Here is a 26,756-nt window from a genome sequence, read left to right on the forward strand (position 1 = left end):
CGGACATCCTTTCGAATGTCCGCCTTACCCATTGACGTCCGGCTTGCGCCTCTGCGGATCCACCACCAAGAAACCCTGGACCGCATGAACGAAAGAATACGCAGCGTCCGGAGGGTCCGAAAGGCGGGTTCACCCCATCGGCGATCCGGCGGATCGCTGAGGCGCGCGTGAGGCGATGCCCTACGCGGCCCTCCCTGTCTCCGCGCGCCGTTGCTCCTCGTTCACGCGCCGGTCGACTTGAGCAACCGGTACAGCGTGTTGCGTCCGATGCCCAGCCGCCGCGCCGCCGCGGAGTGGTTGCCGTCGCACTCGTCCAGGACCCTTCGCGCATGCGCCCGGGACTGGTCCCGCAGCATCTCGGGCGCGGCTTCCGCGGCGGCAGCCCGCCGCGACGATCCGCTCGATCCGCCCGATCGGCTCGACACCGCGGCCGAGGTCGAGGTCGAGGTCGAGGCCGGCATCCGGACCTGGGGCGGCACGAGCACCGGGATGGCCATCGGCTCGTTCTGGTCGAGTTCCTCCACCAGGTCGTCCGGCAGATGGCCGCGACGGATCACCGATTCGCCGGGCTCCATCAGCGCGCAGGCGATGCGCAGCGCCTGCGCCAGCTGGCGCACGTTGCCGGGCCAGCGGTAGGCGCTCAGCTCCCGCGCCAGCGACGGGTCGAGCATCACGCGCCGCGCCGGTTCCAGCGCCGTCAGCAGGCGGGCCACCAGCACGGGCAAGTCCTGGCGCGCGCGCAGCGGGGGCAGGCACAGGGTCAGTCCGTTCAGCCGGTAGTACAGGTCTTCGCGGAACAGTCCCTGCGCGACCAGCGGCCGCAGCGGGCGATGGCTCGCGCCGATCAGCTGGAAATCCACCTGCACCGTCGGCCCGCCGCCCAGCGGCTGCACCTGCCGGTCCTGCAGCACCCGCAGCAGCCGCGCCTGCAGCGGCAACGGCATGTCGCCGATCTCGTCGAGGAACAGCGTTCCGCCGTGCGCTTCGCGCAACCGACCTTGCGCGCCCTCGCGGGACGCCCCCGTGAACGCGCCGGGCCGGTAGCCGAAAAGTTCCGCCTCGATCAACGTCTCCGGCAACGCGGCGCAGTTCACGGCCACGTAAGGACGGTCCCGCCGCGGTCCACTGTCATGCACCGCGCGCGCGAACAGGTCCTTGCCGACGCCTGACTCGCCCTGCAGCAGCAACGGGATCGGCTTGTCGAGCACACGACGCGCGCGCAGCACCGCCTGATGCATCGCCGCGTCGCCGAGGTCCAGCGCCTGCAGGGCGTCTTCGACCGGCGCCACGCGTTCGGCATCGATGATCGCGGACGCGGACATCGCGCTGGCGCCCGGATTCGCCCCGGGCGCCCCAGACGCGGCAGGCGCGGCGGGTCGTCGCCAGCCGCGCGGCGCATCGATCCGCAACCACAGCGCGGGCGCGCCGTCGCGGTGGAGCAGACGCGCGCCCTCGCCGCCCTGCCGAGCCCAGTCCATCAACTCGGTCCACCGCACCGGCAGCACCGCCTCCAGAGGACTGGGCCGCGCCGCGTCCGTCCCCAGCCATGCCTGGGCCGCCGCGTTGCAGCCGAGGATCCAGCCGTCCTCGCTCAGCGCGAGCAGGCCTTCGGTCGGCGTCCCCAGTCCTTCCGGCTGGACGTGGATCTGCAGACGCAGTCCGTCCGCGTGCCGTGTCTGGAACAACCGGTGCTCCACCATCCGCGCCGCCGAGCGCACCAGCGCCAGCGTGTGCCGCTGGAAGCCGCGCTGCTCGCCGGAAATGTCGAGCACGCCCAGCACCCGCCCTTGCGGATCGCGGATAGGCGCGGCCGTGCAGCTGAGGAAAGCGTTGCGCTCCAGGAAATGCTCGCCGCCGAGCACCGCCACCGGCCGCTGCTCTGCCAGCGCCGTGCCGATCGCGTTCGTGCCTCGCCAGCGCTCGTCCCAGATCGCGCCGGGTCGCAGCGCCACGCGCTGCGCGCGGTCGACGAAGCGCCCATCGCCGAGCGCCCCCAGCAGCAAGCCCTGCGCATCGGCCAGGATCACGAGCCCGTCGCCGTCGCGGGTCTGCTCGAAGAGGTCTTCCATCACCGGCCGCGCGTGGGCGACCAGTTCATGCTGGCGCTCCAGCGCGCGTTGAAGCTGCGCGCCCGAAGCGTGCGGAGCACCCGGCGGACGCCCGACGGGGCTCAGGCCGAAATCGCGGCTGCGCAGCCAACTGCGGCTCAGGCCTTCCTCTAGCGTCTCGACGCTGAGCCGCCCGGTGTCCAGCAGCTCGCGCCGCGCCGCGCGCAGCAGTCGCGGCGCCAGGGCGCCGCCGCTCGGGGTTTTCACCATGCCGTTGTCTCCTTGCGTGTTCCATTGCGGAACACCTGTCCCGCCGTCGAGGCGTGTGGTCCAGGCTGGACCGATCCTGACCAAAACGGATCGCGATGGGAAGAGGCTTTCCGCCCGGCAAGCAGGGTCTTGCGCGCGAAGCCCGCCTTGGCACGGCCCATGCAACGAGCGTCCCGGCGTCCATCGCCTTCAACAACCACGGAGACAACACCATGATCTACGCCAAGCCCAACGCGGCCGGCGCGCCGTTGCAGTTCAAGAAGCGCTACGACAACTTCATCGGCGGCCACTGGGTCGCGCCGCGCGACGGCCAGTACTTCGACGTGATCACACCCATCACCGGGCAGGTCTTCACGCAGGCGGCGCGCTCGACCGCCGCCGACATCGACCTGGCGCTGGACGCCGCGCACGCCGCCGCCGAGAAGTGGGGCGCCACGCCGGCGGCCGAGCGCGGCAACGTGCTGCTGCGCATCGCGGACCGCCTCGAGCAGAACCTGGAGCTGCTCGCCTACGCCGAGACCGTCGACAACGGCAAGCCGATGCGCGAGACGCTGAATGCCGACCTGCCGCTGGCCGTCGACCATTTCCGCTATTTCGCCGGCTGCCTGCGGGCGCAGGAAGGCGCGCTCAGCGAGATCGACGCCAACACCATCGCGTATCACTTCCATGAGCCGCTGGGTGTCGTCGGCCAGATCATTCCGTGGAACTTCCCGATCCTGATGGCGGCGTGGAAGCTCGCTCCCGCGCTGGGCGCGGGCAACGCGGTCGTGCTCAAGCCGGCCGAATCGACGCCCGTCAGCATCCTGGTCCTGGCCGAGCTCATCGCCGACCTGCTGCCGCCCGGGGTGCTCAACATCGTCAACGGCTACGGCAAGGAAGCCGGCATGCCGCTGGCGCAGAGCAAGCGCATCGCCAAGATCGCGTTCACGGGCTCGACCGTGACGGGCCGCGTCATCGCGCAGGCGGCGGCGACGAATCTGATTCCGGCCACGCTGGAGCTCGGCGGCAAGAGTCCGAACGTCTTCTTCCCCGACATCGCCGCGCAGGACGACGACCTGTTCGACAAGGCGATCGAAGGACTGGTGCTCTTCGCGTTCAACCAGGGCGAGGTCTGCACCTGCCCGTCGCGGGCGCTGATCCATGAATCGATCTACGACAAGTTCATCGCGCGTGCGATCGACCGTGTGAAGGCCATCAAGCAGGGCAACCCGCTGGACACCGACACGATGATGGGCGCGCAGGCCTCGTCGATGCAGCTGGACAAGATCCTGTCCTACCTGGAGATCGGCAAGCAGGAGGGTGCGCAGTGCCTCATCGGCGGCGGACGCGCGCAGCTGGGCGGCGACCTGGCGGGCGGCTACTACATCGAGCCGACCTTGTTCAAGGGCACCAACGACATGCGGATCTTCCGCGAGGAGATCTTCGGGCCGGTGCTCGCCGTGACGACCTTCAAGACCGAAGAGGAGGCGCTGCGCATCGCCAATGACACGCCGTACGGGCTGGGTGCGGGCGTGTGGTCGCGCGACATCAACACGGCCTTCCGGATGGGCAAGGGCATCAAGGCCGGCCGCGTGTGGACCAATTGCTATCACGCCTATCCGGCGCACGCGACCTTCGGCGGCTACAAGGAATCCGGCATCGGTCGCGAGACCCACAAGATGATGCTGGACCACTACCAGCAGACCAAGAACCTGCTGGTGAGCTACTCGCAGAAGAAGCTGGGATTCTTCTGACGGAGTCCTAAGTCCCAAGGCCCGCAGGCACAGAGTGCGGGTGGGGCCGGAATGTTGCTGGGGGTTCCCGGAGGGATGCCCCCTGCGACGTGGAGTGCCCGCGCCAGGCTTCCCGCGGTCGGTCTCCGCTCAGCTCATCCGAAAGACTGCCACGGCCTGAACCAATTGCGTGGCCTGTTTCTCCAGTGAATCGCTCGCCCCGGCGGACCGCTGCACCAGTGCGGCGTTCTGCTGGGTCGTCCGGTCGAGCTCGCTGACGGCCTGGCTGACCTGGGAGATCCCTGCCGCCTGCTCGCGCGTCGCGTTGCCGATCGTGGAGATCAGCGCCGACACGCGCCGCACCTGCTCGACGATCTCCTGCATCGCCTTGCTGGCCTCGTCGACCTGACGTCCGCCGGCCTCCACGCGTTCGACGCTTTCCCCGATCAATTGCTTGATCTCCTTGGCCGCCGCCGCGCTGCGTTGCGCCAGCGATCGCACTTCACTCGCGACCACCGCGAATCCGCGTCCCTGCTCGCCGGCCCGCGCGGCTTCGACCGCCGCATTCAACGCCAGGATGTTGGTCTGGAACGCGATCCCGTCGATGACGCCGATGATGTCGCCGATCCGCTTGCTCGACGTCGTGATGCCCACCATCGTCTCGTTGACGTTGCGCACCACCTCGCCGCCCTGCGCCGCCGCCGCGCTCGCGCCTTGCGCCAGGTCTTCGGCCTGGCGCGCCGCGTCGGCGTTGCTGCGCACGGTGGCGCTCATCTGCTCCATCGACGCCGCCGTCTGCTGCAGGCTGGCCGACGCCTGCTCGGTCCGCGCGCTGATCTCGTTGTTGCCGGTGAGGATGTCGCCGCTCGACGACCGCACCGTCACCACCTGCGCCGCGACGTCGTCGATCACCCAGCGGAACATCAGTCCCAGCTGGTTGAGCGAGCGCAGCGCCATGCCGATCTCGTCGACCCGGTCCATCTGCAGCGGGTCCCGCGTGTCGCCGCTGGCCACGCGTTTCGCGTGCCGCGCGAGCGACTCCAGCGGTCCGACGACCTGCGCCTCCAGGAACCATATCGCCAGCAGCGACACGACCACGAAGGCGCCTATCCACAGGGCCGCGGCGGCGAGTGTCGCGGCGCTCATCCACGCCGACACGATCGCCGCGAGCGTCAGCGCCAGCAGCGGCAGCCGCACCCGCCACCGCACCGGCATGGTCTTGAGCATCGAGGTCCACGCCATCGCGCCGGTGCGCACCAGCACGCCCTTGTGGATGCGCAGGTGCTTCGCGCGACCTTCGCGCATGTCGGCGTAGAGGCGCTCCGCGCCGGCGACTTCCTCGGCCGACGGCCGCGTGCGCACCGACATGTAGGCCACCGGCTGGCCGTTGCGCATCACCGGCGTCGCGTTCGCGCGGACCCAGTAATGGTCCCCGTTCTTGCGGCGGTTCTTCACCAGGCCGGTCCAGGACTCGCCGCCCTGGAGCGTCGCCCACATGTCGCCGAAGGCCTCCGGCGGCATGTCGGGGTGGCGGACGATGTTGTGGGGCTGGCCCAGCAGTTCCTCGGTCGTGAAACCGCTCGCTTCGACGAAGGCCTCGTTGGCGTAGGTGACCCGGCTCTTCGTGTCCGTCGTGGACATCAGCGTGGCGTCGGCGGGGAAGTCGTACTGGCGCTGGGTGACGGGCAAGTTCTTCCGCATGGCGTCCTCCTTGACTGTTGGATGCGGCGCGCTCCCCGCCGTGACCGGTCTGTGGGAGCCCATGGAGCGTATGCAAAGTTCGCTAATCGCGCGAGTCCCTTGCATTTCCTTGACGTTCATAGCCGTCAAGATGAACAAATGTCTGTCGCTTGAACATATGTTTGCATGAAGAAGAAGGCCTCTCTAGAATCCGCCGCCATGACGATCTTCAAGGAACTGTCCTCCAAGGAACAATTGCTGGCGCTGGTCGAAGCCAACCCCTTCATCGGCCAGCAGGAGCTGGCGGAGCGGCTCGGGCTGTCGCGCTCCGCCGTGGCCGGCCATCTGGGGCAGTTGACGCGCGAGGGGCGCATCCTCGGACGAGCCTATGTGCTGCCTCAGCGTCAGCCCATCGTCTGCATCGGGGGCACGAACCTGGACCGCAAGCTGCGCGCGCTCGGCCCGTTGCGCATGGGCAGCTCGAATCCGGCGCGGCAGCATGAATCGGCGGGCGGCGTTGCGCGCAACATCGCGGAGAACCTCGCCCGGCTCGGCCTGCCGGTGCACCTGCTGACCGCCGTGGGCCGCGATGCCGCCGGGCAGACGCTGCTGACTCAGCTGCAGGGGCTCGGCGTCGACTGCGCCGGCTCGCTGCAGGCAGCCGACGCGGCGACAGGGAGCTACACGGCGGTGCTGGATCCCGACGGCGAGCTGTTGCTCGCGCTCGCGCACATGGAATTGACCGACCGGCTCGATCCCGCCTTCCTGCGTCAGACCGCGCCGCAGCGCGCGCCGGCGCGATGGCTGGTCGCCGACCTGAACCTGCCGCGCGAGACGCTCGACGAGCTCCGCGCCGAAGCGCGCCTGCGCGATCAGCGCCTGCTGCTGGTGGCCGTGTCCGAACCGAAGATGGCTCGGCTCGGCGCCGACTTGCGGGGCGTGGCGTTGCTGGTGCTGAACCGCGGCGAGCTGGAGACGCTCGTGGGTCGTGCCTTGCCCGACGACGACGCCCTGCGCGCCGCGTGGCGATCGCTGCGGGACGCGGGACTGCAGCGGCTCGTGATGAGCGACGGCTCGCGGGGCGTCCGCTTTTCAGAGGACGACGGGCTCGTCCTGCTCCCGCCTCCGTTGCTGGAGCCCGCCTCGATCCGCGAGGTCACCGGCGCCGGCGATGCGTTGACCGCCGGCATCGCCGCCGCGCTGCACCGCGACCCGGACGACCTGCGCGGCGCCTGCGCGCTCGGCCTCCAGCTGGCGGCGCTGACACTGCAGAGCGATGCCACCGTCAGCGAGGCGCTGAGTCCCGCGCTGCTCGTCTGACCGACCCATTCTTCGAACTCGAAAGCACCCGCATGAACACGCAAGACCTGATCGATCAGCACCTCATCGACTTCTCGCCCGAGGTCGCCGCCGCGCGCGCTGAAGGCCGGCCGCTGGTGGCGCTGGAGTCCACGATCATTTCGCACGGCATGCCCTATCCGCAGAACGTGCAGACCGCGCGCGAGGTCGAGACGATCGTGCGCGAGCACGGCGCCGTGCCCGCGACGATCGCGGTGCTGGACGGGAAGATCCGCGTCGGGCTGAACGACGCGCAGCTCGAGCTGCTCGGCCAGTCCCCCGACGCGATGAAGCTGAGCCGCCGCGACCTGCCCTTCGCGCTGGCGACGGGCCGCGTCGGCGCCACCACGGTGGCCGCGACGATGATCTGCGCGCGGCTGGCCGGCATCGAGGTCTTCGTCACCGGCGGCATCGGCGGCGTGCACCGCGGCGCGGAAACCTCCTTCGACATCTCCGCCGACCTGCAGGAACTGGCCCGCACGCCGGTGGCGGTCGTCTGCGCCGGCGCGAAGAGCATCCTCGACCTGGCGCTGACGCTGGAATACCTGGAGACGCACGGCGTGCCGGTGCTGTCGGTGGGCCAGGAGAACTTCGCCGCGTTCTACACGCGCGACAGCGGATTGAAAGCGGACTTCCGCATCGACGCGCCCGCGGACCAGGCGCGCTTCCTGCGCACGAAGTGGGCGCTCGGATTGAGCGGCGGCGCGGTGATCAGCAATCCGGTGCCGGCGGCGCATGAAATGCCCCGGGCCGTCATCGACGGTTTCGTCGGACAGGCGCTGAACGAAGCCGCCGCCCAGGGCATCAGCGGCAAGGCCGTCACGCCTTACCTGCTCGCCCGGATCAAGGACCTCAGCGGGGGCGCCAGCCTCGCCACCAACATCGCGCTGGTGAAGCACAACGCCGTGGTCGGCGCGGCGCTGGCCAAGGCACTCCAGGCTGGCTGACGTTCCAATCGCACAGCTTTTCCTCATCTGCGCACAGGATTAACCTGAACGAAATATTCGATGCCGGGGCCGGACCTACTCTTCCGCGCCCCCTCGAAGAGAGTCGTTGGAGATCCTGTTCATGCGCCGCAAGCCCCTTGTCCTGTCCTTGATCGTCGTCCTGCTCGTGGCGGGCGGGGGCTGGTGGTGGAAGTCGCGCGCCGCGTCCCGTGAAGGCGGCGGGGCCGGTCCCACCGCCGCCGCACCGGGCGCTTCGGGCCCCGCCGGCGCGCAGACCGTCGGCGTCGTCACCGCGCAGCGCCGCGACGTCCCCGTGACCGTCGAAGCCTCCGGCACCGTCACCCCGATCAACCAGGTCGACCTGCGCGCCCAGACCACCTCGACCATCCGCGACGTCCTCGTCCACGACGGTCAGACCGTCACCAGGGGCCAGGTCCTCTTCCGCTTCGACGAACGCGCGGACCGCGCCAACCTCGACAAGGCGCGGGCCCAGCTCGCCCGCGACAAGGCCGCCCTCGGCGACCTGCAGCGCCAGTACGAGCGCGCCAAGGACCTGCTGGCGCAGCACTTCGTCGCGCAGAGCGCTGTCGACACCGCACTGGCCAGTCTGCAGGGCGGGCGCAGCCTGATCGACGCGGACGCGGCCGCCGTCGACTCCGCGTCCGTCGCGCTCAGCTACAACGAGATCCGCGCGCCCTTCTCCGGCCGCGCCGGCGCCGTCAACGTCTGGCCCGGCAGCCTGGTCCAGGCCAGCGCCACCGGCACGCCGCTGGTCAACATCGTCCAGATCGATCCGATCGCGATCAGCTTCAACCTGCCCGAGACCGAGCTCGCGCCCGTGCTCGACGCGATGCGCCCGGGCGCCACCGGCGCACAGGTCACGCCCCCCGAGGTGCAGGTCGTCCTGCCGTCGATTGAAGGCGGTCCCTCCCGCCAGGACAGCAAGGGCGGCAAGTCCGTCGAATCCGTGGCCAGCGGCAAGCTCACCTTCGTCGACAACCTCGTCGACGCGAGCACCGGCACCATCAAGCTGAAGGCCGAGTTCACCAACGACGCGCAGAAGCTCTGGCCCGGCCAGTACCTGCGCGTGCGCATGACGCTGCGCAGCATGAAGGACGCGATCGTGATCCCGCAGGCCGCGATCATCCTGCGCGGCAACGACCGCCAGGTCTACGTCGTCGGCCCCGACAAGACGGCCCAACTCAAGCCGGTGAAGCTGCGCTACACCTTCGGCGAGATGGCCGTCGTGGACGGCGTCGATGCGGGCGCGACCGTGGTGCTCGATGGCAAGCAGAACCTGCGCCCCGGCACCCCGCTGCGCACGCAGCCCGCCGCCGTGGATCCCGCGGCCGCCGCGCGCCTGGCCGCGGCCTCGGCCGCCGCGGGCGGCGGCGCCTCTGTCACCGACATCGCGGCGCCTTGACATGAATCTCACCGAACTCTTCATCCGCCGGCCGGTCATGACCGTGCTGCTGAACGTCGCGCTGGTCGTCGCCGGCATCGCCGCCTGGAGCCGCATCCCGGTCGCCGCGCTGCCCAGCTTCAACACGCCGGTCATCAATGTGCAAGCCACGCTGCCCGGCGCCAGCCCCGAGACGATGGCCTCCTCCGTCGCGCTACCGCTGGAGAAGCAGTTCTCCACCATCGCCGGCATCACGACGATCTCCTCGACCAACACGCTGGGCAACAGCTCGCTGACCCTGGAGTTCGACGCCGCGCGCGACATCGACGCCGCCGCGGTCGACGTGCAGGCCGCCCTGTTCCGCTCGCTGCGCGCGCTTCCGGTCGAGATGACGACGCCGCCGTCCTACCGAAAGGTCAACCCGGCCGATGCGCCGGTGCTGCTGGTGGCGCTGACCTCGCCCTCGATCAACCTGTCCGAGCTCAACGACTACGCCGAGAACCTCATCACCCCCAGCCTGTCGACCATCGACGGCGTCGCGCAGGTGTCCATCTACGGCCAGAAGCGTTTCGCGGTGCGCATCAAGGCGCGCAACGAGCTGCTCCAGCAGCGCAACATCACGCTCGACGAGTTGCAGGCCGCCATCAAGGGCGCGAACGCCAACACGCCCGTGGGCACGCTGGACGGCGCGCGCCAGACGCTGACCATCCAGGCCAACAAGCAACTGCGCGACGCCAACGCCTTCGGCGGCATCGTCGTGGCCACGCGCAACGGCGCGCCGGTGTTCCTGCGCGAGGTCGCCGACGTCGAGGACAGCTACGAGACCGTCAAGTCCTTCTCCAACTTCAACGGCGAGCGCTCCATCGTGCTGGCCGTGCAGCGCCAGCCCGACGCCAACACGGTGAAGGTCGTCGACGCGGTGAAGGCGATGCTGCCGCGCTTCGCCGCGCAGCTGCCGGCCTCGGTGCAGATGAGCACGCTCAACGACCGCTCGGTGTCGATCCGCGAAGGCCTGCACGACGTCTACTTCACCCTCGCCCTGACGGTCGCGCTGGTCGTGATGGTGATCTTCCTGTTCCTGCGCCGCATGGTCGCGACGCTGATCCCGACGCTGTCGCTGCCGATCTCGCTGATCGGCGCGGTGACGCTGCTGTTCGCGCTGGGCTACAGCCTGGACAACATCTCGCTGCTGGGCATCACGCTGGCCGTGGGCCTGGTCGTCGATGACGCCATCGTGATGCTGGAGAACATCTACCGCCACGTCGAGGACGGCATGGCGCCCTTCGACGCCGCGATCCGCGGCGCGCGCGAGATGGCCTTCACCATCCTGTCGATCTCGATCTCGCTGATCGCCGTGCTGATCCCGATCTTCTTCATGCCGGGCGTGATCGGCCTGCTGTTCCACGAGTTCGCCGTCGTCGTCTCGCTGGCGATCGGCGTGTCTGCCGGCGTGTCGCTGACGCTGGTGCCCATGCTGTGCAGCCGTTTCCTCAGCAGCCACCATGAGGTCGAGGAGAACGCGCTCGGCCGCACTTTCGAAGCGGGCTTCGGCTGGGTGCTGAACAAGTACACCGCCTCGCTCGATTGGGCGCTGGCCCGCCGCTGGGTCGTCGGCGTGGTGGCGCTGGCCACCTTCATCGCCAGCGCGTGGCTCTGGATCGTCATCCCCAAGGGCTTCTTCCCGGAAGAGGACATCGGCCAGATCCAGGCCAGCACCGAAGCGGCCGAGGACATCTCCTTCGCCGCGATGACGGTGCTGCAGGAGCGTGTGGCCAAGATCGTGCAGGACGATCCGTCGGTATCGTCGGTCTCCGCCGCGGTGGGCGGCGGCGGGGGCGGCGGCAACGTCAACACGGGGCGACTCTTCATCAACCTGAAGCCGCGCGCCGACCGTCCGGCGATGCCGCAGGTGCTGGAGCAGTTGCGCAGGAAGCTGCGCGGCGTGCCCGGCATCGCGGTCTACCTGCGGCCGGTGCAGAACCTGCAGCTCGGCGGCCGGCAGTCCAAGAGCCGCTACCAGTTCACGCTGCAGTCGGTCAGCACCGGCGAGCTCAACACCTGGGCCGTGAAGCTGCAGGACAAGCTGCGCAACGACCCGGTGTTCCGCGACGTCACCAGCGACTCGCAGCTGCGCGGGCTGCAGGCCAACCTCGTGATCGACCGCGAGCGCGCCACGCTGCTGGGCGTGCAGATGCAGGACCTGCGCAACGCGCTGTACTCGGCTTTCGGCGAGCGCCAGGTTTCCAGCATCTACGCGGAGAGCAACACCTACCAGGTGATCATGGAGGCGACCGACAGCGACCGGCTCAGCGAGGATGCCTTCGACAAGATCTATCTGCGCGGCCGGAACAGCACGATGGTGCCGCTGACGGCCTTCGCGAGCGTGAAGCGCGAGCTCGGCCCGACGGCGGTCAACCACCAGGGCCAGCTGCAGGCGATCACGCTGAGCTTCAACCTCGCGCCCGACGTGCCGCTAGGCAACGCGACGGCGAAGATCGACCAGTTCACCCAGGACGTCGGCCTGCCGCCGTCCATCATCACCAGCTACGGCGGCGACGCGGCGGTGTTCAAGGACTCGCAAGGCGGACAGCTGCTGCTGATCGTGCTGGCGATCGCGGTGATCTACGTGCTGCTGGGCGCGCTCTACGAGAGCTACATCCACCCGCTGACCATCCTGGCGGGGCTGCCGTCCGCGGCGGTGGGCGCGCTGCTGACGCTGCAGCTCGCGGGCATGGAGCTCACCATCATCGCGACCATCGGCATCCTGATGCTGGTGGGCATCGTGAAGAAGAACGCGATCATGATGATCGACTTCGCGCTCGACGCGCAGCGCAACGGCGGCATGACGCCGCGGCAGGCGATCCGCGAGGCCTGCATCCTGCGCTTCCGCCCGATCATGATGACGACGCTGGCCGCGCTGATGGGCGCGCTGCCGATCGCGCTGGGGCTGGGCGCCGGCGCGGAACTGCGCCAGCCACTGGGGCTGGCGGTGGTGGGCGGACTGATCCTGTCGCAGGCGGTGACGCTTTACATCACGCCGGTGATCTACCTGGCGCTGGACCGGTTCAGCGGCAAGGGCCCGGATACGCGGGAAGTGGCGCAGACGCGGTTGACCGAGCATCCCCATCACCCGGCTACAGGCCACGCGGATTGACGCGCTCGCGGACGCGCCGGGACGGCCGTCGCGGCGCGCCCACGGAGCGAACAGGGAACGCAGGACGTCGGGAGACAACTCAAGCGCGATGCTGATCGGCCCCCACTCCTTCTCATCAAAGTTCCTCTCGGAGATCGACACCGCGGACGCGTCTCCTCCCACCAGCCTCCAGGCCGGCCCGCACGAGCTGGGCGTGTTCGGATCCAGCAGCGTCGATCCGCCGCCAGCGAGCGGATGGTGGTACGACCCCGCCCGTCACGGGAATCCGGAGGCGTTCGCGACGAGCCGGGACTTCCGCCATTTCGCGACACAGTTCGACGACCACCTTTGGGTGCTCCTCACCGAGCTCGCCGGGAGACCCGGTGCTCGACAGCTGATGATGTTCGGCAAACGAGTGACCACCGTCGATCCTGCCGGCACCAATCCCGCCTATGGCGCGACCGCGCACCTTCTGTACAGAGGCGGCGCCGAAGCCCTCGTCCGCATCGTCCAGCACGTACAGCAGCGGCAGCTGCCTCGGGAGACCTGTGCAACCGCACTGGAGGAACTCGCGACGCAGTTGGACGATTGCGCCCCCGGCGCCTTGAGCGCGCTGGTCACGACGGAATCACGGCTGGGTTCAGGCCGTCTCCATCTAGGCGGGAGCTTCCGCACCTTCACGGGGCGCGTCGTCGAACAAGTCGCCATCGAGGTCATCGACCAGCACTACGCGCAGGAGCTTCAAAACGCGCCCGGCTCGCACCGGCATCTCGTGGCCGGCCTGCAGTCCGTCCTGCTTCGGAAGATGGGCTTTGCCTGGCGAACGGCTCCCGACGAATTCGCGCCCGACGCATCGCGCTTCCCGCCGTCGCTGATCACGGATGCCCTCAATCGACTGCTCGGCCAATGCCATCCCGACGCCGTCGTGCGCCTCATGGCGGAGCAGTACCTCTCGCGCTTCCAGGAGGCGATGCGGCAGGAAGATACGCCGGGCCCGGGCACACCGAAGGGTCTCGGCGAACGCGTCCAGAGGTGCACGGCGACGCTGATGGCCGAGTTCGGCGATCCGCCGCCGCTCGAGGCCCTGTTGCAGGAATGCGCGAACACCGGTGTCTATGGTCCGAGGAGCGACACCGCTGGGATCGAACGCCATTTCGTGGATCGACTCGGCGAGGCCGGCTTGATCCGCGGCGGACCAGTATCGTGGTCGCGCATCCGTGCGCGGCATGCCGCGGTGCGCCCGTTGGACCTGCGGCTGGTGACTGCAGGGAGCGCGCCATGAGCGCGCGGACGTTCAGCGCGGCGGCTTGAACGCGTTGCGCTCGCGCGCCGCGGCCTCACGACCGATGCATCCCGGCGCGTGGTCATTGATCAGCCCCATCGCCTGCATGAACGCATAGACGGTCGTCGGTCCGACGAACTTCCAGCCGCGCTTCTTCAGTTCCTTGGAGAGCTTCACCGACGTCTCCGACGTCGCCCGCACATTGCCGCCCTCCTCCGGATCCTCGAAGCGCCAGAAGAACGCCGCCAGCGAGCCGGCTTCCTTCTGCAGCTCCAGCGCGCGGGACGCGTTGTGGATCGCCGCTTCGATCTTGCCGCGGTGGCGAACGATGCCCTCGTCCGTGAGCAGCCGTGCGACGTCGGCTTCGCCGAACGTCGCGACCTTGGCGATCTCGAACTGCTTGAACGCCTTCCGGAAGTTCTCACGCTTGGCGAGGATGGTCCGCCACGACAGGCCCGACTGGAATCCTTCCAGGCAGAGCTTCTCGAACAGCCGCCGGTCCTCGTGGACGGGGTAGCCCCACTCGCTGTCGTGATAGTCGCGGTACATGTCGAAGCCGGGGGCCTCGCACCACTTGCATCGCCACTGGCCGTCGGGGCCCTGCGCCAATCGATCGCTCATCGCCGCCTCTCCGGGTCTGGACTCAGCCCGCCTTGTAGAACACCGCCTCGTCCCTCGGCCAGGTGTGGACGCGAGCCTCGATCAGGTCGAGCACATGAACGAAGCCGTTGCCCGCGCCGTAGTAAGGATCGGGCACCTCGTCCAGGCCCAGCCCGTTCATGCCGGCGAGGAACAGCCCCAGCTTCGCCGGCGAGACCGCGGGCTTCGCCGCCTTCAGGCCGCGCAGCACGTTGCGGTCCATCGCCAGGATCAGGTCGTAGCGGTCGAAGTCGCCGGTCTTCACCTGCCGCGAGCGCCAGCGCCGGTCCATGCCGTAGCCGCGCTGTTCCAGCACGGCCAGCGCGCGCTTGTCGACCGGATGCGCGCGCGAGGACGCGAACACCCCCGCCGAGTGCACCTCGGTCAGGCCGAGTTCGCCGGCGCGCAGGCGCAGCACCGCCTCGGCCATCGGGGAGCGGCACAGGTTGGCCGCGCAGACGAGCAGCAGTCGGGTCACCGGGATCAACGCGGCCGGGCTTCCGGGCTCAGAGCGCCAGCTCGGCGCGCATGGCGTCGATGACGCTCTTGTAGTCGGGCTTGCCGAAGATCGCCGAGCCCGCCACGAAGGTGTCCGCACCCGCGGCCGCGATCTCGCGGATGTTGTCGACCTTCACGCCGCCGTCGATCTCCAGGCGGATGTCGCGGCCACTGGCCAGGATCATCGCCTTGGCCTGCTGCAGCTTCTTCAGCGCGCCGGGAATGAAGCTCTGGCCGCCGAAGCCCGGGTTGACGCTCATGATCAGCACCAGGTCGACCTTGTCGATGACCCACTCCAGCACGTCCAGCGGCGTGGCCGGGTTGAACACCAGACCCGCCTGCGCGCCCTCGGACTTGATCAGCTGGATCGTGCGGTCGACGTGCTGGCTGGCTTCGGGATGGAAGCTCACCAGGTTCGCGCCGGCGCGGCAGAAAGCCTGCGCCAGGCTGTCCACCGGCTGCACCATCAGGTGGACGTCGATCGGCGCCGGCGTGCCGTCGGGCTTCACCGCATGCTTCTTCAGCGCCTCGCAGACCATCGGCCCGAAGGTCAGGTTGGGCACGTAATGGTTGTCCATCACGTCGAAATGGATCCAGTCCGCGCCGGCAGCCAGCACGTTGCGGACTTCCTCGCCCAGGTTGGCGAAATCGGCGGACAGGATGCTGGGGGCGATGCGGTAGGTGGGCGGATTCATGGCGGGGCGGGCGGCAGAGCCGCTGGCGGGGAAAAACGACGATTGTAGAAAGGCTGTCGTGCGTCGGCGCGCCCGCTAGCGGTAACGCTCCGAGAGCCGTGCGATCTCGCCGGAAGCGCTGATCTGGCGCAGGCGGTCGGTGAGCCGCTCCACCACCGCCTCGGGCAACTGGCGGGAGACGACGACGTACTGGGTCTCCTCTTCGAAGACCTGCGGCCCGATGCGCACGCGCGAGTCCAGGCCCGCGCCGCGCGCGGCCTGGCGCAGGTTGAAATCCTGGCCGTACACGCCCGCGGCGCGGCCGCGCACCAGCATCTGCAGCGCTTCCTTGTCGCTGCGCGCGGATTCGATGAAAGCCACGTCCGCCTCCTGCAGCGTCGCGGCCAGCTTGGTGCCTTGCGCCAGCAGCAGGGGTTGGCGGCGCGCGAAGGCGCGCAATTCGTCCCAGGTGCGCGGCGCGCGCTCGTCGCCGGCGCGCATCGCCAGCACATGCGAGATGCGGTACAGCGGCACCGGCAGGTAACGCATCAGCGCATGGCGGTGTTCGGACTTGAGCAGGCAGAAGAAGACGTCGAGATCGCCGTTGCTCAGCATCAGCTCCAGGCGCCGCAGCGGCACCTGCCGGTGCAGGCCCTCGATGTGGAGGTCCGGATCGGTCCGCATCACGGCGGCGGCGATCTCGCCGCACAGGCCGGGACGCTGGGGATCGCCCGACGCGTACTTGGCCGGCGCGCCCGCCTGCGCGGCGCTGCGCAGCGTCATCGATCCTGTCGCCCCGGCGCCCGACGCCGCGGGCGTCGGAGGCCCGGACGGTGCCGCCATCGCCGAATTCGCCGCGACCCCGCTGAGATCGACGCCGACGGCGGCGGCCACGCCGACCAGCGCGCAGCCGCGCGCCATGGCCTGGCGTCGATTGGGTCGGGGAACTGCCGTCGGGTGTCCTGCCCTTGTCTCCATGACGGATGGCGCCGGAGGCGTGCCGGTCGCGTTGGTGGTCCGTTCGAGCGGGTTCTGGTTCTGCTCTGTGCGGTAACCAGCATAGCCCACGACGGGCCCGGGAGATTCCCTAGAATCCGCCGATGGCACATCCGCACTTCCATTGCAGCGTGGCCGTCGAGCCGATCGCCGACCAGACCTTCCCGGACCGCAACGAGTTTGCCTACGGCTACACCGTGACGATCGAGAACCGGGGCGACGTCACCGCCCAGCTGATCGGCCGCCACTGGACCATCGTGGACGGCAACGGCAAGGTGCAGGAAGTGCATGGGCTGGCCGTCGTCGGCCACCAGCCGCTGCTGCAGCCGGGCGAGCGCTTCCAGTACAGCTCCTGGGCCCAGATCGCGACCCGCCACGGCACGATGAGCGGCCGTTTCCTGTGCGTCACGGACAAGGCCGAGGTCTTCCACGCCGACGTGCCCGAGTTCCTGCTGGCCGACTCCGGATCCCTGCATTGATGTTCCGACGCCAGGGCTGGGACCTCACCGCGCTGCTGAACGCGGCGCATCCGCAAGCGCCGCTCGCCGAGCGCAACCTCTGGCTGGTGCGATTGATCGAATGGCTGCGCCACGCGCCGCTCAAGGACGACCGGGCGCCCGCGCCGGCCGGTGACGAACCGGCGGCGCCCGCGGCGCCGTCAGCCCCGCTGCCGATCCGCCGCCTCCGCTACCTGCTCCGCATGCTGGAGCGCCACCCGGATCACGCGAAGGCCTTTGCCGAGGTCATCGCCAGCGTCTGGGCCGACGTCGACGCGATCAGCCTGTTCGCCGAGGTCGGCTTCGCCCCGCGCATGGCGCTGTGGAACGAATTCCTCGGCCGGCTGCGCCGGCGCCTGCTGCCGCTGAGCGCGGATACCAAGGACCTGTCCGAACTCTTCGAGCTGCTGTTCCCGCACGAGGCCGATGAGCAGTGGATCGCCGCCGTCGACGACGAGTTGCTGCAGCGGCTGGGTCTGCTGTTCGCCGGCGCGCCGGAAGGCGACTGGCGCGAGGAGATGCGCGCCGCGATCACGGTGCTGGTGAGCTCGGTGCGCTCGGCCGGCCTGTCCGGCGCGCTGCGCGTGCGCATGGATCCGCTGCTGCTCGCGCGCCGGCCGTTCCGCAACCTCGCCACGGCCTGGGAGCAGGTCGAGCATGCGCTCGTCGAGAACGACCGGGCCGCCCTCCCCGGCCAACTGCAATACCTGCGCGGCCTGCTCGACGAATGCCGGGCGGCGGTGCGCTCCGTGCCGGATCACCTCGAGGAACACGGTGTTTCGGTGGACCTGATGTTCGGCGTCGAGCAGATGCAGGCGCGGCTGCGCCGCGTCGAGGACCTGCTGGCGGTGCTGCTGGCGGATCACCCGCAGCGCGAGCTGCTGCGGCTGGTGGCGGCGCTGGTGGCGGTCGTGCACGACCGGCGCAGCATCCGCACGCTGTTCGCGCGGCACTACTCGCTGCTGGCGCGCAAAGTCGCCGAACGCAGCGCCGAGACCGGCGAGCACTACATCACCCGCAACCGCGAGGAATACGGCGACATGCTGCGCCGCGCCGGCGGCGGCGGGCTGGTGATCGCGGGCACGACCTTCATGAAGTTCGCGATCATGGCGCTGGGCCTGTCCGCGTTCTGGGGCGGGTTCTGGTCCGGCGTGAACTACGCGGGCAGCTTCGTGCTCATCCTGCTGCTGCACTGGACCGTCGCGACCAAGCAGCCTGCGATGACCGCGCCCGCGCTGGCCGACAAGCTCCGCCACATCGACAGCGAGCCCGGCCTGCAGGCCTTCGTCGACGAGGTCGCGCACCTGTTCCGCTCGCAGACGGCGGGGATCATCGGCAACCTCGCGCTGGCGGCGCCGATGGTGCTGGTCGTGCAGCTGGCGGCATGGTTGAGTTTCGGCAAGCCGCTGGTCGGCGCCAAGGAAGCCGAGCACGTGCTGCATTCGCTGACGGTGCTGGGGCCGTCGCTGCTCTTCGCCGCCTTCACCGGGGTGCTGCTGTTCGCGTCCAGCCTGATCGCGGGCTGGGTCGAGAACTGGTTCGTCTTCCACCGCCTGGACAGCGCAATCGCGTGGAACCCGCGCATCGTCGCGCGGCTGGGCGCAAGCCGGGCGGCGCGCTGGTCCCGCTGGTGGCGCGACAACATCTCCGGACTGACCGCCAACATCAGCCTGGGCCTGATGCTCGGCCTGGTGCCGGCGCTGCTGGGCTTCTTCGGCCTGCCGATCGAGGTCCGCCACGTCACGCTGTCCACCGGCCAACTGGCCGCCGCGGCCGGCGCGCTGGGACTCGACGTCTTGAAGCACTGGCCGTTCTGGCTCTGCGTGATCAGCATCCTGGGGACCGGCGTGCTGAACGTGGGCGTCAGCTTCTTCCTGGCGTTCAAGGTGGCGCTGCGCTCCCGCGGGATCCGGCTGGCCGATCAGAAGCGCGTGCGCGGGGCGATCTGGGCCCGCATGCGCCGTCAGCCGATGAGTTTCCTGGTCCCGCCGAAGGGGTGAGGCGACAGGTCGGACGCGGCGTCGCTCAGCCGGCGTCGCTGTCGTCGGGACGCTCTCCGCGCTTGCGGCCGGAGAACATCGTCCACCAGACGATGAAGATGAGCAGCGCGAGGGCGCCGAGCGCCTCCAGCAAAATCACGCCCATGATTCGTGGCCCGATCCGTTGCAGAACTCGCCGCTGGAACGCGGCGCTGGCGATTCTAGGCGCGCTGGGCGCCGCATCCGCCGCCTTGTCCGGCGCCTTGTCCGGCGCCCTGTCCGCGGCACTTCTCGTTCCCGCGACCGCTGCGGCGGCATCGACGATCGATCCCGAGAAACTGCTCAACGGCCAGGACGACAGCGCCGGCCGGCGCGTCCTTCGACGCGAACGCTCGCGCTGGGTCGCGGCCCTGTGGAGCGAGCTGCCCGGCTGGGGCGAGGACCGCGCCCTGGAATGGTGGCCCGCGCTGCTGCGCGGCTGCGAGAAGCCCATGCCCGGCTGGAGCGCGATCTGCGCGCAGGCCCGCGCCTACAAGCCGGGCAGCGACTGGGACGCCATGGTCTGGCTGATGAAGCACCTGCAGCCCTATCGTGTCGAGTCGCCGGACGGTCAGCGCGACGGCGTGGCGACCGGCTACTACGAACCCGAGCTCGCGGCGCGGCGCCAGGCGCTGGGGGATTTCCGCGTTCCGTTGCTGGCCCCGCCGCAAGACCTGGCACAGCGCAAGCCTTACGACACGCGCCAGCAGATCGAGAGCAACGCGGCGCTGTCGCGGCTCAGCCTGGCCTGGGTGCAGGACCCGCTGGACGCGCTGGTGATGCAGATCCAGGGCAGCGGCCGGCTGCGCGTGACCGAACGCGACGGCAGAAGCCGCTGGGTGCGGCTGTCCTTCGCGGCGCACAACGAGCAGCCCTACCGGTCGATGGGCCAGTGGCTGATCGCCCAGGGCGAGTTGCGGGCCACGGAGGCGTCGTGGCCGGGCATCAAGGACTGGGGGCGCCGCAATCCGCAGCGGCTCAAGGAGGCGATGTGGGCGAACCCGCGATACGTCTTCTTCCGCGAGGAACCGTTGCCCGATCTGGCGGTCGGCCCGCGCGGGGGTCAGGGCGTGCCGCTGACGCCGGGGCGCTCGATCGCGGTGGACAAGGCGAGCATCCCCTACGGCACGCCGGTCTGGCTGGACACGACCGAGCCGCTGTCGACGACGCCGATGCGGCGGCTGGTGATGGCGCAGGACACCGGCGCGGCGATCGTCGGCGCGGTGCGGGCGGACTACTTCTGGGGCTGGGGCGAGGCGGCCGAGACGCAGGCCGGCCGGATGAAGCAGCCGCTGCGCCTGTGGGTGCTGTGGCCGCGCAACAGCTGACCCTGCCTTACCCAACGAGGGGGGATGGCATGGCGGTACGGGCGACGCTAGGATCGCGCGCCGCGATGCGAACGTTCGGGTTTTCCTGTGCGATCGGACCGCGCGACAACAACCAAACGATCTCTCGAGGGAAACTCAATGATCCGTACTTCTACGGCCTGGCGCGCGCTGGCCGCCGTCGGCGTGGCCGCCCTGCTGAGCGCCTGCGCGCCGGCCAGCTATCTCGTGAAGACGCCGGCGCCGTCCGGCCTGAAGGGCACCGGCCAGGCGCCGGCCGACACCACCATCACCGTGGTGGACCTGCGCAAGGGCGCCGAGCGCGACTTCAGCACCGGCATCCTGCCCGCCGGCCTGCGCACCGATCAAGGTCCGATCCAGGCCCCGGTGTTCCTGGCGGAGACGCTGCAGGCGGAACTGGCCTCGCGCGGCATCAACGCCAAGGTCAAGACGGGCGAGACCGGTCAGCCGGCGCTGTCGCTGCAGAGCTTCCGGATGCTGAACCACCGCTCCAACGGCTTCTCGCCGTTCGTGACCTTCACCTACCTGTCGGCCGACATCGACACGCCGTCGGGCAAGAAGCGCGTGACCAGCTTCGTCAAGCGCGGCAAGGTGCCGGTGTGGAGCTTCGAGGAAGTCATCGAACCGACGATGAACCAGCCGCTGAGCCTGGCCGTCAAGGAACTGGCGAGCAAGATCGCGGCGCAGGCCTACGGCTGGAAGGCCAGCGACGCGGAAGTGCAGCGCCTGCTGGACAAGCTGACCAGCGACAAGCTGGCCGGCGACGCCTACCTGGACGTGTACGCGCTGGGCTTCAGCAACAGCCCGAAGGCGGTGGACCGCATCGTCGAGCTGACCCGTCACGGCGACGAGTACGTGCGACTGGCTGCGATCTCGTCGGTCGGCACGCTGGGCGCGACCGGCCAGATGGGCATGCTGAAGACGCTGTATGAGCGTCGCGACGGCGTGTGGGCGGACCGCGCGATGGCGCTGAAGTCCATCGGCGACCTGGGTACGCCGGATTCGCGCGCCTACCTGGAAGTCGAACTGAAGCGCTGGGAGACCGGTGACAGCAGCAAGGAAGCGATCTGGACGGCGCAGATCATCCGCCTGTACCTGTGATCCGCTGATCCGTTGATGTTCTGATCCTGCGGTCGCCTGACCGCAGGACTGTCGCGCCGCCGGCTGGGAAGCTGGGCGGCGCGATCGTTTTTACTCGGTGACCTGGACGCCTTTCCAGAAGGCGACGCGGTCCTTGATCTCGGCGGCGGCCTCCGAGGGTTCCGGGTAATACCAGACGGCGTCCGGGTTCATGTCGCCGTGGACCATCAGGCTAAAGTAGTGCGCCTGGCCCTTCCAGGGGCAGGACGTGCGGTGATTGCTGAACGTGGTGAACTCGCGCTTCAGCGAGGCGACGGGGAAGTAATGATTTCCCTCGACCACCACGGTGTCGTCGCTTTCGGCGATGACTTCGCCGTTCCAGATTGCCTTCATTCCAACTCCTCGTGCTCAAACGTTATTTCGCCCATCGGGGCAAGGACATCTTCGTGACCGCCGGCTCCGCGAGAGACCTGGCGCCCGGCAGTTTCGGGATCTGCGCGATCGGGGGCGGCGCGGAAGGCTGGTCCGTCGTCCACGTCGGCCCGGACGGCGACGCCGCCGACCTCGGCGGGGAGTACTACTTTGCCACCTCCGAGGAAGCCCTCGCGTTCCTGAAGGAACTCATCGACCTGATGGTGGACGGCGGGGAGCCGGAAGGCTTGGACGAGTGACCCCTGGATGAGGCGATTTCCCGTTCAGATCAACTCAGAATTCGAGGCGATTCTCAGCCCCATCGTCTCGCGTACCTGGCGGGCGGTGGGTGCGGCGGAAGGCGCGCTCTCGGCCGTCTCACCAGCAGATCGACTCCTGCTGGAGATCGAAGGCTGGTGCGGGAACGCACTGGCGACGGCCTTGATCGAAGGCGAGCGCTACGACCCGAAATCGCTGCGTGACTCCGTCGAACACCGCGTGCGACGGCACAAGCCCTTGTGGGCACCCTCCCCACCCCATGTGGAGGGATTGCTCGACGTCATGGACGACGCCGTCTGCCGCGCCGACGAACCGCTCACCGAAGAGCGGCTCTGCCTCTGGCAGGCAACCCTGTTCCCACGCGGCTATCTCGACGCCAAACCGATCTTGACGGGGCAATACCGTCTCGACGGGATGGACATCGTGAGCGGACCTCCTGGCAATCGGACCGTCCACTACACCGCACCGCCACCGGAACTCGTCCCGGCACAGATGCGAGCTTTCATCGAATGGTTCAACGCGCCGAAGACGTTGGATCCGCTCGTGATCGCAGCCGTGGCACACCTATGGTTCGAAACCATCCATCCCTTCGAGGACGGCAACGGTCGGGCTGGCCGAGCGCTGATCGATCTGCTGATGGCCAGGCAGATGGGGACCGCCACGCGTCTGGTCCGCACGTCGGAGCGTCTGCTCGAAAAGCGTGGCGAGTACTACGAGGGGCTCCGGGCAACCCAGCACGGTGAAGCACCTGTCAAAGCCTGGGTCGTGTGGTTTCTGGAGCAGGTGCGCGCATCGTGCGAACGCGCAACGCAAGCCATCGACGAGAGGTTGGCCAAGTCCCGCTTCTGGGCACAACATGAAAGCCACGACATCGGGCCGCGCCAACGCGCCATGCTGAACACGCTGATCGACGCGGGACCCGCGGGAATCGAAGGCGGCATGAGCACGCGCAAGTACGAGCAGATCGGCGAGACCTCGCGCGCCACCGCTTCCCGGGAGTTGCTGGAGCTGGAAGCGCTCGGGTGTCTGCGGCGCTTTGGCGCCGGCAGGTCGACCCACTATCAGGTCGCCATCGACGGCTGGGGCCCAGCACCAGCCTGATCGCTCACAACGGCTTCAGATCCTCCCCCACCACCCGCACCAGCAGGCCCTTGCCGTCGGGCGTCACGCGGAACTCCCCGTACTTGGCCGGCTGCCAGCGGTCGGCCTCGCCTTCCTTGAAGAACCAGGCGTCGGAGACGAAGGTCCATCGGCCGTCCTTGGGGGTGAGCTCCAGCAGTTGCGTGCCGGCCGGAGGCGCTTCATCGGGATCGAGGGCCTTCGCCGACAGCACGACGCCGCGCGCATCGACCACCGCAGCGAGCAGCGGTCGACGTCCCCACAACGGCGGCGCGTCTCCCGCGCGCGAGGTCCAGTCGAACGCTCCCGCACGATTGCGTCCGCCGACGGATGGCAGGTCGTAGTTCAGCCACATGTAGTCGCCCTGCATGAGCGAGCGCGGATCGACCGGCGCCAGCTTGACGAAGACGGGCCGGCCCTCGGCGATCGTCCGCTCGCGCGCGGCGATCAGGACGTTCACGAGGATCAGCGCCAGCACACCCGCGCCGATCAGCACCGCCCTCGCGCCGCGCAATGCCAGTGCCGGACGCGCGCCCTCTTCCGCCGATGACAAGGCCGGATGCCAGGCCAGCCAACGCACCCAGGCCGCCAGCACCGCGCCGGCGGCGACCAGCGCCAACGACTTGTGAGCGAGCGGCAATTGCCATTCGTAGTACAGCGCCCCGATCGCCCACACAGCTGCTGCGCCCGCCAGCGCAGCAAGGCGCCAGCGGCGTGTCGACGCCATGAGCGCCAGCACCAGCAGGATGCCGCCGAGCGCCGGCATCAGCGTGGCAAGCGCCACCACCACGAACAGCGGCGGAGCCAAGCGCGCGGAGCCCGCAGGACGCCACCGACGCCACAGCCACCCGGCCGCGACCACCGTTAGCAACACCGACACGATCCTCGACGCCCAGATCAGCGTCAGGTCCGATGCCGCCAGTCCCGGCGTCGCGCCCCGGAAGAGGCTTCCGAACGCTGCGCCTGCCGCGAACGACCAGCCTGCCGCCATGGCAAAAGCCGCAAGCACCGCCACCCACCAGCCGGTCAGTACCGGTTCTAGCAACGCAGCCTGACGGGCTGACGGCGCGTGCCGTCCGGCCTGATGCTGCAGCGCCAGCAAGGCCACGCCCACGAGCAGCAACAGCGTGGCCAACGCCCAGCCGATCCCGCCATGCCGTTCATACCAGGTGAGCGAGAACACTTCCTTGAACACCAGATGGCCGAGATGCGCCAACGGCGCGGCCATCGCCGCACCGAGCAGCACCCGCATCCACGACGCGTTCAGCAGCAGGACCAGTCCGACACCGAGCAGCAGCGCGACGACATCGAGTCCCGCCGGGGGCAGGTCTTTCCCCAGCGCGAAGAACAGCAGCACCAGCCCCGTGATCAGCAGGGGCACGGCGGCCTGTTCCAGGAACAGCGCGATCCCGCGCGATCGCAGCATCAGCACCGACAGGACGATCAACGAAACGCCGAAGAAGTAGCCGACGCCCTCGCGCTCGATGGCGGAGCCGAACAGCGCGAAGAACATGGCCAGGAAAGGCACCGCGGCCAGCCAGGCCCCGAGCGCCGTCAACAGCACGACGGGCCAGGGCCGCGGCGTTTCCGGCGTATCGGCCGGCGCAAGTCCCTCTGCCCGGGCCTGTTCGATCCAGGTCCCGCCGCTCATGCCCGCGCCTCCGCGGAACGCAGGCGCCGCATGATCAGGCTGACGCTGCCGGCCAGCAGCGCGCACGCCACCAGCGCGATGAGGAAGTAGCCGCCGACGTCCCCCTTCCCATCGGCGATCCATCGCGCGAATCCGGCCACAAGCAAGGTATCGACCGCCAGTGCCAGCGCGCTCATCGCATAGACCTCGCCGCGGCGCCACGCCAGCACGAGGCCGACAGCCATCACCCCGAGGCCGAGGAAGAACTGCGGCGCCACGTCCCTCGCGAACAGTCCGCCCAGCGCCGTCCCCGAGATCGCGATCACCGATGCCAGCACCGCCAGGCGCCACGCCCAGGGCTGGGCGAGCGCATCCGGTCGCAGCGCGAGCCCGGCGCACAACACGCCGTAGGCGACAAAGCCGATCGCATGCACCGGCACCGTGGATGCATCGAAGCGCCAGGAGTGCCCGCCGAAGGTTTCCATCCAGAGGCCGATCCCGGTCGCGACCACGAGCGCCCACGGCGTCCACGCGAGGTCCGAGCGCGCCGCCCACGCGATCGGCAGCCCGAGCGCGGCCCAGAGCGCGAACAGCTGCCAGGGGTCCGCGCCGGTCTGGTAGGTCTGGCCGAAGAAGGCCAGCAGGCCGCCCAACGTCAGGAAGGCCACCAGCGCCAGCGGTGCGCGCCACGGACGCAGCGTCGCCGCCGCGATCAGGCTGACCGCGAGCACCGCCTGCAGCAGTCCGAAGCGCATGAACCGCCCGAAGTCGTCCCAGTTCGCCGCGACCCACAGGATCAGTCCGAAACCGATCAACCCTGCCGCCAGCGCGCCCGCGCCGACCCGCAGCGGCGTCCAGGGATCGTCCGGCGGATCATCGACGCCGCTGAGCGCCCGCAAGCGCCGTGCGCTGGTCGCATCCAGGCCCTGACTGGCCGTCCATTGGTACAACTGCTCGTGCAGACTCACGGGTTCCTCCCTCAGGATGCGACCGCCCGCGGGCGTCGCCGGTGATGTGCTTCGAGGGAGCCGATTCTTCCTCATCCTCCGCTTCTTCCCCTTTCGACACTGGGAGCTCCACCTGGGACAGATGATCGACTTCGAACGCCCTGACGGCGGCACCACCGCCGGGTACCTCGCCAGCGCCGGCGACGGCGCGCCCGGCATGATCCTCATCCAGGAATGGTGGGGCCTCAAACCCCACATCAAGGAGATTGCCGAGCGCCTGGCCTCCGCCGGCATCACCACGCTGGCCCCCGACCTCTATCGCGGCCGCATCGCCGCCGACGCGGACGAGGCCAGCCACCTGATGGACGGCCTGGACTTCGCCGACGCCACCGGGCAGGACCTGCAAGGCGCCTTGACGCATCTGCGCGAACACCTCGGCTGCGGCAACGTCGGCGTGATGGGCTACTGCATGGGCGGCGCACTGACCATCCTCGCCGGCGTGAACCTCAAGGACCTGCAGGCGGCGGTCTGCTACTACGGCATCCCGCCGGCCGAGTTCGCCGACCCGGCCAAGATCGCCCCGCCCTTCCTCGGCCACTTCGCCACGCGCGACGACTGGTGCACGCCGGAGAAAGTCGACGCGCTCGAAGCCCGGATGAACGCCGCCGGCAAGCACCCGACCATCCACCGCTACGTCGCGGATCACGCGTTCTCCAACAAGACCCGCCCCGAGGTCTACGACGAGGCCGCCGCCGAACTGGCCTGGTCGCGCACCCTGGACTTCCTCAAGCAACACCTCGCCTGATCGAC

The 26,756-nt window shown here is 69.3% G+C and carries 22 protein-coding genes; 13 read left to right on the plus strand and 9 right to left on the minus strand.

The features are described 5' to 3' along the window. Positions 1 to 221 precede the first annotated feature (221 nt). Positions 222 to 2,318, minus strand: coding sequence for a sigma-54-dependent Fis family transcriptional regulator (locus PV762_RS12315; protein WP_421035300.1), 2,097 nt, complete (start codon positions 2,316 to 2,318; stop codon positions 222 to 224). Between the two features lie 212 nt (positions 2,319 to 2,530). Between PV762_RS12315 and adh the strand changes: the two genes are divergently transcribed. Continuing rightward, entirely contained in the window at positions 2,531 to 4,051 is a 1,521-nt protein-coding gene (gene adh / locus PV762_RS12320; protein WP_421035301.1) for an aldehyde dehydrogenase, read from the plus strand. 129 nt (positions 4,052 to 4,180) lie between these two features. Here the strand turns inward: adh and PV762_RS12325 are convergent, their stop codons facing one another. Then, positions 4,181 to 5,731 (minus strand): methyl-accepting chemotaxis protein, encoded by a 1,551-nt coding sequence (locus PV762_RS12325; RefSeq protein ID WP_421035302.1) that lies wholly within the window; start codon positions 5,729 to 5,731, stop codon positions 4,181 to 4,183. Positions 5,732 to 5,929: 198 nt separating this feature from the next. On the opposite strand from PV762_RS12325, the gene PV762_RS12330 reads away from it, so the two are divergent. From PV762_RS12330 to PV762_RS12350, 5 genes are all read left to right on the plus strand, one after another. Continuing rightward, positions 5,930 to 7,030, plus strand: a complete 1,101-nt coding sequence (locus PV762_RS12330; protein ID WP_421035303.1) for a carbohydrate kinase — start codon at positions 5,930 to 5,932, stop codon at positions 7,028 to 7,030. A 32-nt stretch (positions 7,031 to 7,062) separates the two neighbouring features. Next, the gene (locus PV762_RS12335) at positions 7,063 to 7,995 is read left to right on the plus strand and encodes a pseudouridine-5'-phosphate glycosidase (RefSeq protein ID WP_421035304.1); all 933 of its coding nucleotides are present in this window, start codon (positions 7,063 to 7,065) and stop codon (positions 7,993 to 7,995) included. Positions 7,996 to 8,116: 121 nt separating this feature from the next. Further along, positions 8,117 to 9,418 (plus strand): efflux RND transporter periplasmic adaptor subunit, encoded by a 1,302-nt coding sequence (locus PV762_RS12340; protein WP_421035305.1) that lies wholly within the window; start codon positions 8,117 to 8,119, stop codon positions 9,416 to 9,418. A 1-nt stretch (position 9,419) separates the two neighbouring features. Further along, on the plus strand, positions 9,420 to 12,551 hold the full coding sequence (locus tag PV762_RS12345; RefSeq protein WP_421035306.1) for an efflux RND transporter permease subunit: 3,132 nt from the start codon (positions 9,420 to 9,422) through the stop codon (positions 12,549 to 12,551). An 88-nt stretch (positions 12,552 to 12,639) separates the two neighbouring features. After that, positions 12,640 to 13,812: a hypothetical protein gene (locus tag PV762_RS12350; protein WP_421035308.1), complete on the plus strand. Its 1,173-nt coding sequence runs from the start codon at positions 12,640 to 12,642 to the stop codon at positions 13,810 to 13,812. Between the two features lie 12 nt (positions 13,813 to 13,824). Here the strand turns inward: PV762_RS12350 and PV762_RS12355 are convergent, their stop codons facing one another. The 4 genes from PV762_RS12355 to PV762_RS12370 all read right to left on the minus strand — a co-directional run bounded on the left by PV762_RS12355 (position 13,825) and on the right by PV762_RS12370 (position 16,544). Further along, positions 13,825 to 14,433, minus strand: coding sequence for a DNA-3-methyladenine glycosylase I (locus tag PV762_RS12355; protein WP_421035309.1), 609 nt, complete (start codon positions 14,431 to 14,433; stop codon positions 13,825 to 13,827). Between the two features lie 22 nt (positions 14,434 to 14,455). Then, positions 14,456 to 14,929, minus strand: coding sequence for a low molecular weight protein-tyrosine-phosphatase (locus tag PV762_RS12360; RefSeq protein ID WP_421035310.1), 474 nt, complete (start codon positions 14,927 to 14,929; stop codon positions 14,456 to 14,458). A gap of 28 nt (positions 14,930 to 14,957) precedes the next feature. After that, complete coding sequence (gene rpe / locus PV762_RS12365; protein WP_421035311.1) at positions 14,958 to 15,644, minus strand: ribulose-phosphate 3-epimerase; 687 nt, start codon at positions 15,642 to 15,644, stop codon at positions 14,958 to 14,960. A gap of 75 nt (positions 15,645 to 15,719) precedes the next feature. After that, a complete protein-coding gene (locus PV762_RS12370; RefSeq protein ID WP_421035312.1) occupies positions 15,720 to 16,544 on the minus strand; it encodes a substrate-binding periplasmic protein in 825 nt (274 codons plus the stop codon). A gap of 179 nt (positions 16,545 to 16,723) precedes the next feature. On the opposite strand from PV762_RS12370, the gene apaG reads away from it, so the two are divergent. The 4 genes from apaG to PV762_RS12390 all read left to right on the plus strand — a co-directional run bounded on the left by apaG (position 16,724) and on the right by PV762_RS12390 (position 21,581). Further along, the gene (gene apaG, locus PV762_RS12375; protein WP_421035313.1) at positions 16,724 to 17,098 is read left to right on the plus strand and encodes a Co2+/Mg2+ efflux protein ApaG; all 375 of its coding nucleotides are present in this window, start codon (positions 16,724 to 16,726) and stop codon (positions 17,096 to 17,098) included. Further along, complete coding sequence (locus PV762_RS12380; RefSeq protein WP_421035314.1) at positions 17,098 to 19,116, plus strand: site-specific recombinase; 2,019 nt, start codon at positions 17,098 to 17,100, stop codon at positions 19,114 to 19,116. Before apaG ends, PV762_RS12380 begins: the two co-directional genes overlap by 1 nt. A gap of 143 nt (positions 19,117 to 19,259) precedes the next feature. Next, positions 19,260 to 20,462 (plus strand): murein transglycosylase A, encoded by a 1,203-nt coding sequence (locus tag PV762_RS12385; protein WP_421035315.1) that lies wholly within the window; start codon positions 19,260 to 19,262, stop codon positions 20,460 to 20,462. Positions 20,463 to 20,600: 138 nt separating this feature from the next. Next, positions 20,601 to 21,581 (plus strand): HEAT repeat domain-containing protein, encoded by a 981-nt coding sequence (locus tag PV762_RS12390; RefSeq protein WP_421035316.1) that lies wholly within the window; start codon positions 20,601 to 20,603, stop codon positions 21,579 to 21,581. A 90-nt stretch (positions 21,582 to 21,671) separates the two neighbouring features. On the opposite strand, the gene PV762_RS12395 is transcribed toward PV762_RS12390, so the two are convergent. Then, entirely contained in the window at positions 21,672 to 21,953 is a 282-nt protein-coding gene (locus PV762_RS12395; protein ID WP_067279015.1) for a DUF427 domain-containing protein, read from the minus strand. Between the two features lie 53 nt (positions 21,954 to 22,006). Here PV762_RS12395 and PV762_RS12400 point away from each other — a divergent pair, with 53 nt between their 5' ends. After that, positions 22,007 to 22,231: a hypothetical protein gene (locus PV762_RS12400; protein WP_421035317.1), complete on the plus strand. Its 225-nt coding sequence runs from the start codon at positions 22,007 to 22,009 to the stop codon at positions 22,229 to 22,231. Between the two features lie 7 nt (positions 22,232 to 22,238). Further along, a complete protein-coding gene (locus tag PV762_RS12405) occupies positions 22,239 to 23,351 on the plus strand; it encodes a Fic family protein (protein ID WP_421035318.1) in 1,113 nt (370 codons plus the stop codon). A gap of 4 nt (positions 23,352 to 23,355) precedes the next feature. Here PV762_RS12405 and PV762_RS12410 read toward each other — a convergent pair whose 3' ends face one another. Beyond that, complete coding sequence (locus PV762_RS12410; protein WP_421035319.1) at positions 23,356 to 25,020, minus strand: GDYXXLXY domain-containing protein; 1,665 nt, start codon at positions 25,018 to 25,020, stop codon at positions 23,356 to 23,358. Then, complete coding sequence (locus PV762_RS12415; protein ID WP_421035320.1) at positions 25,017 to 25,967, minus strand: DUF2157 domain-containing protein; 951 nt, start codon at positions 25,965 to 25,967, stop codon at positions 25,017 to 25,019. Before PV762_RS12415 ends, PV762_RS12410 begins: the two co-directional genes overlap by 4 nt. 121 nt (positions 25,968 to 26,088) lie before the next feature. On the opposite strand from PV762_RS12415, the gene PV762_RS12420 reads away from it, so the two are divergent. Beyond that, positions 26,089 to 26,751 (plus strand): dienelactone hydrolase family protein, encoded by a 663-nt coding sequence (locus tag PV762_RS12420; protein WP_421035321.1) that lies wholly within the window; start codon positions 26,089 to 26,091, stop codon positions 26,749 to 26,751. Positions 26,752 to 26,756 lie beyond the last annotated feature (5 nt).

This window comes from Mitsuaria sp. CC2 (assembly GCF_048957715.1).
GTDB lineage: Bacteria > Pseudomonadota > Gammaproteobacteria > Burkholderiales > Burkholderiaceae_C > Roseateles.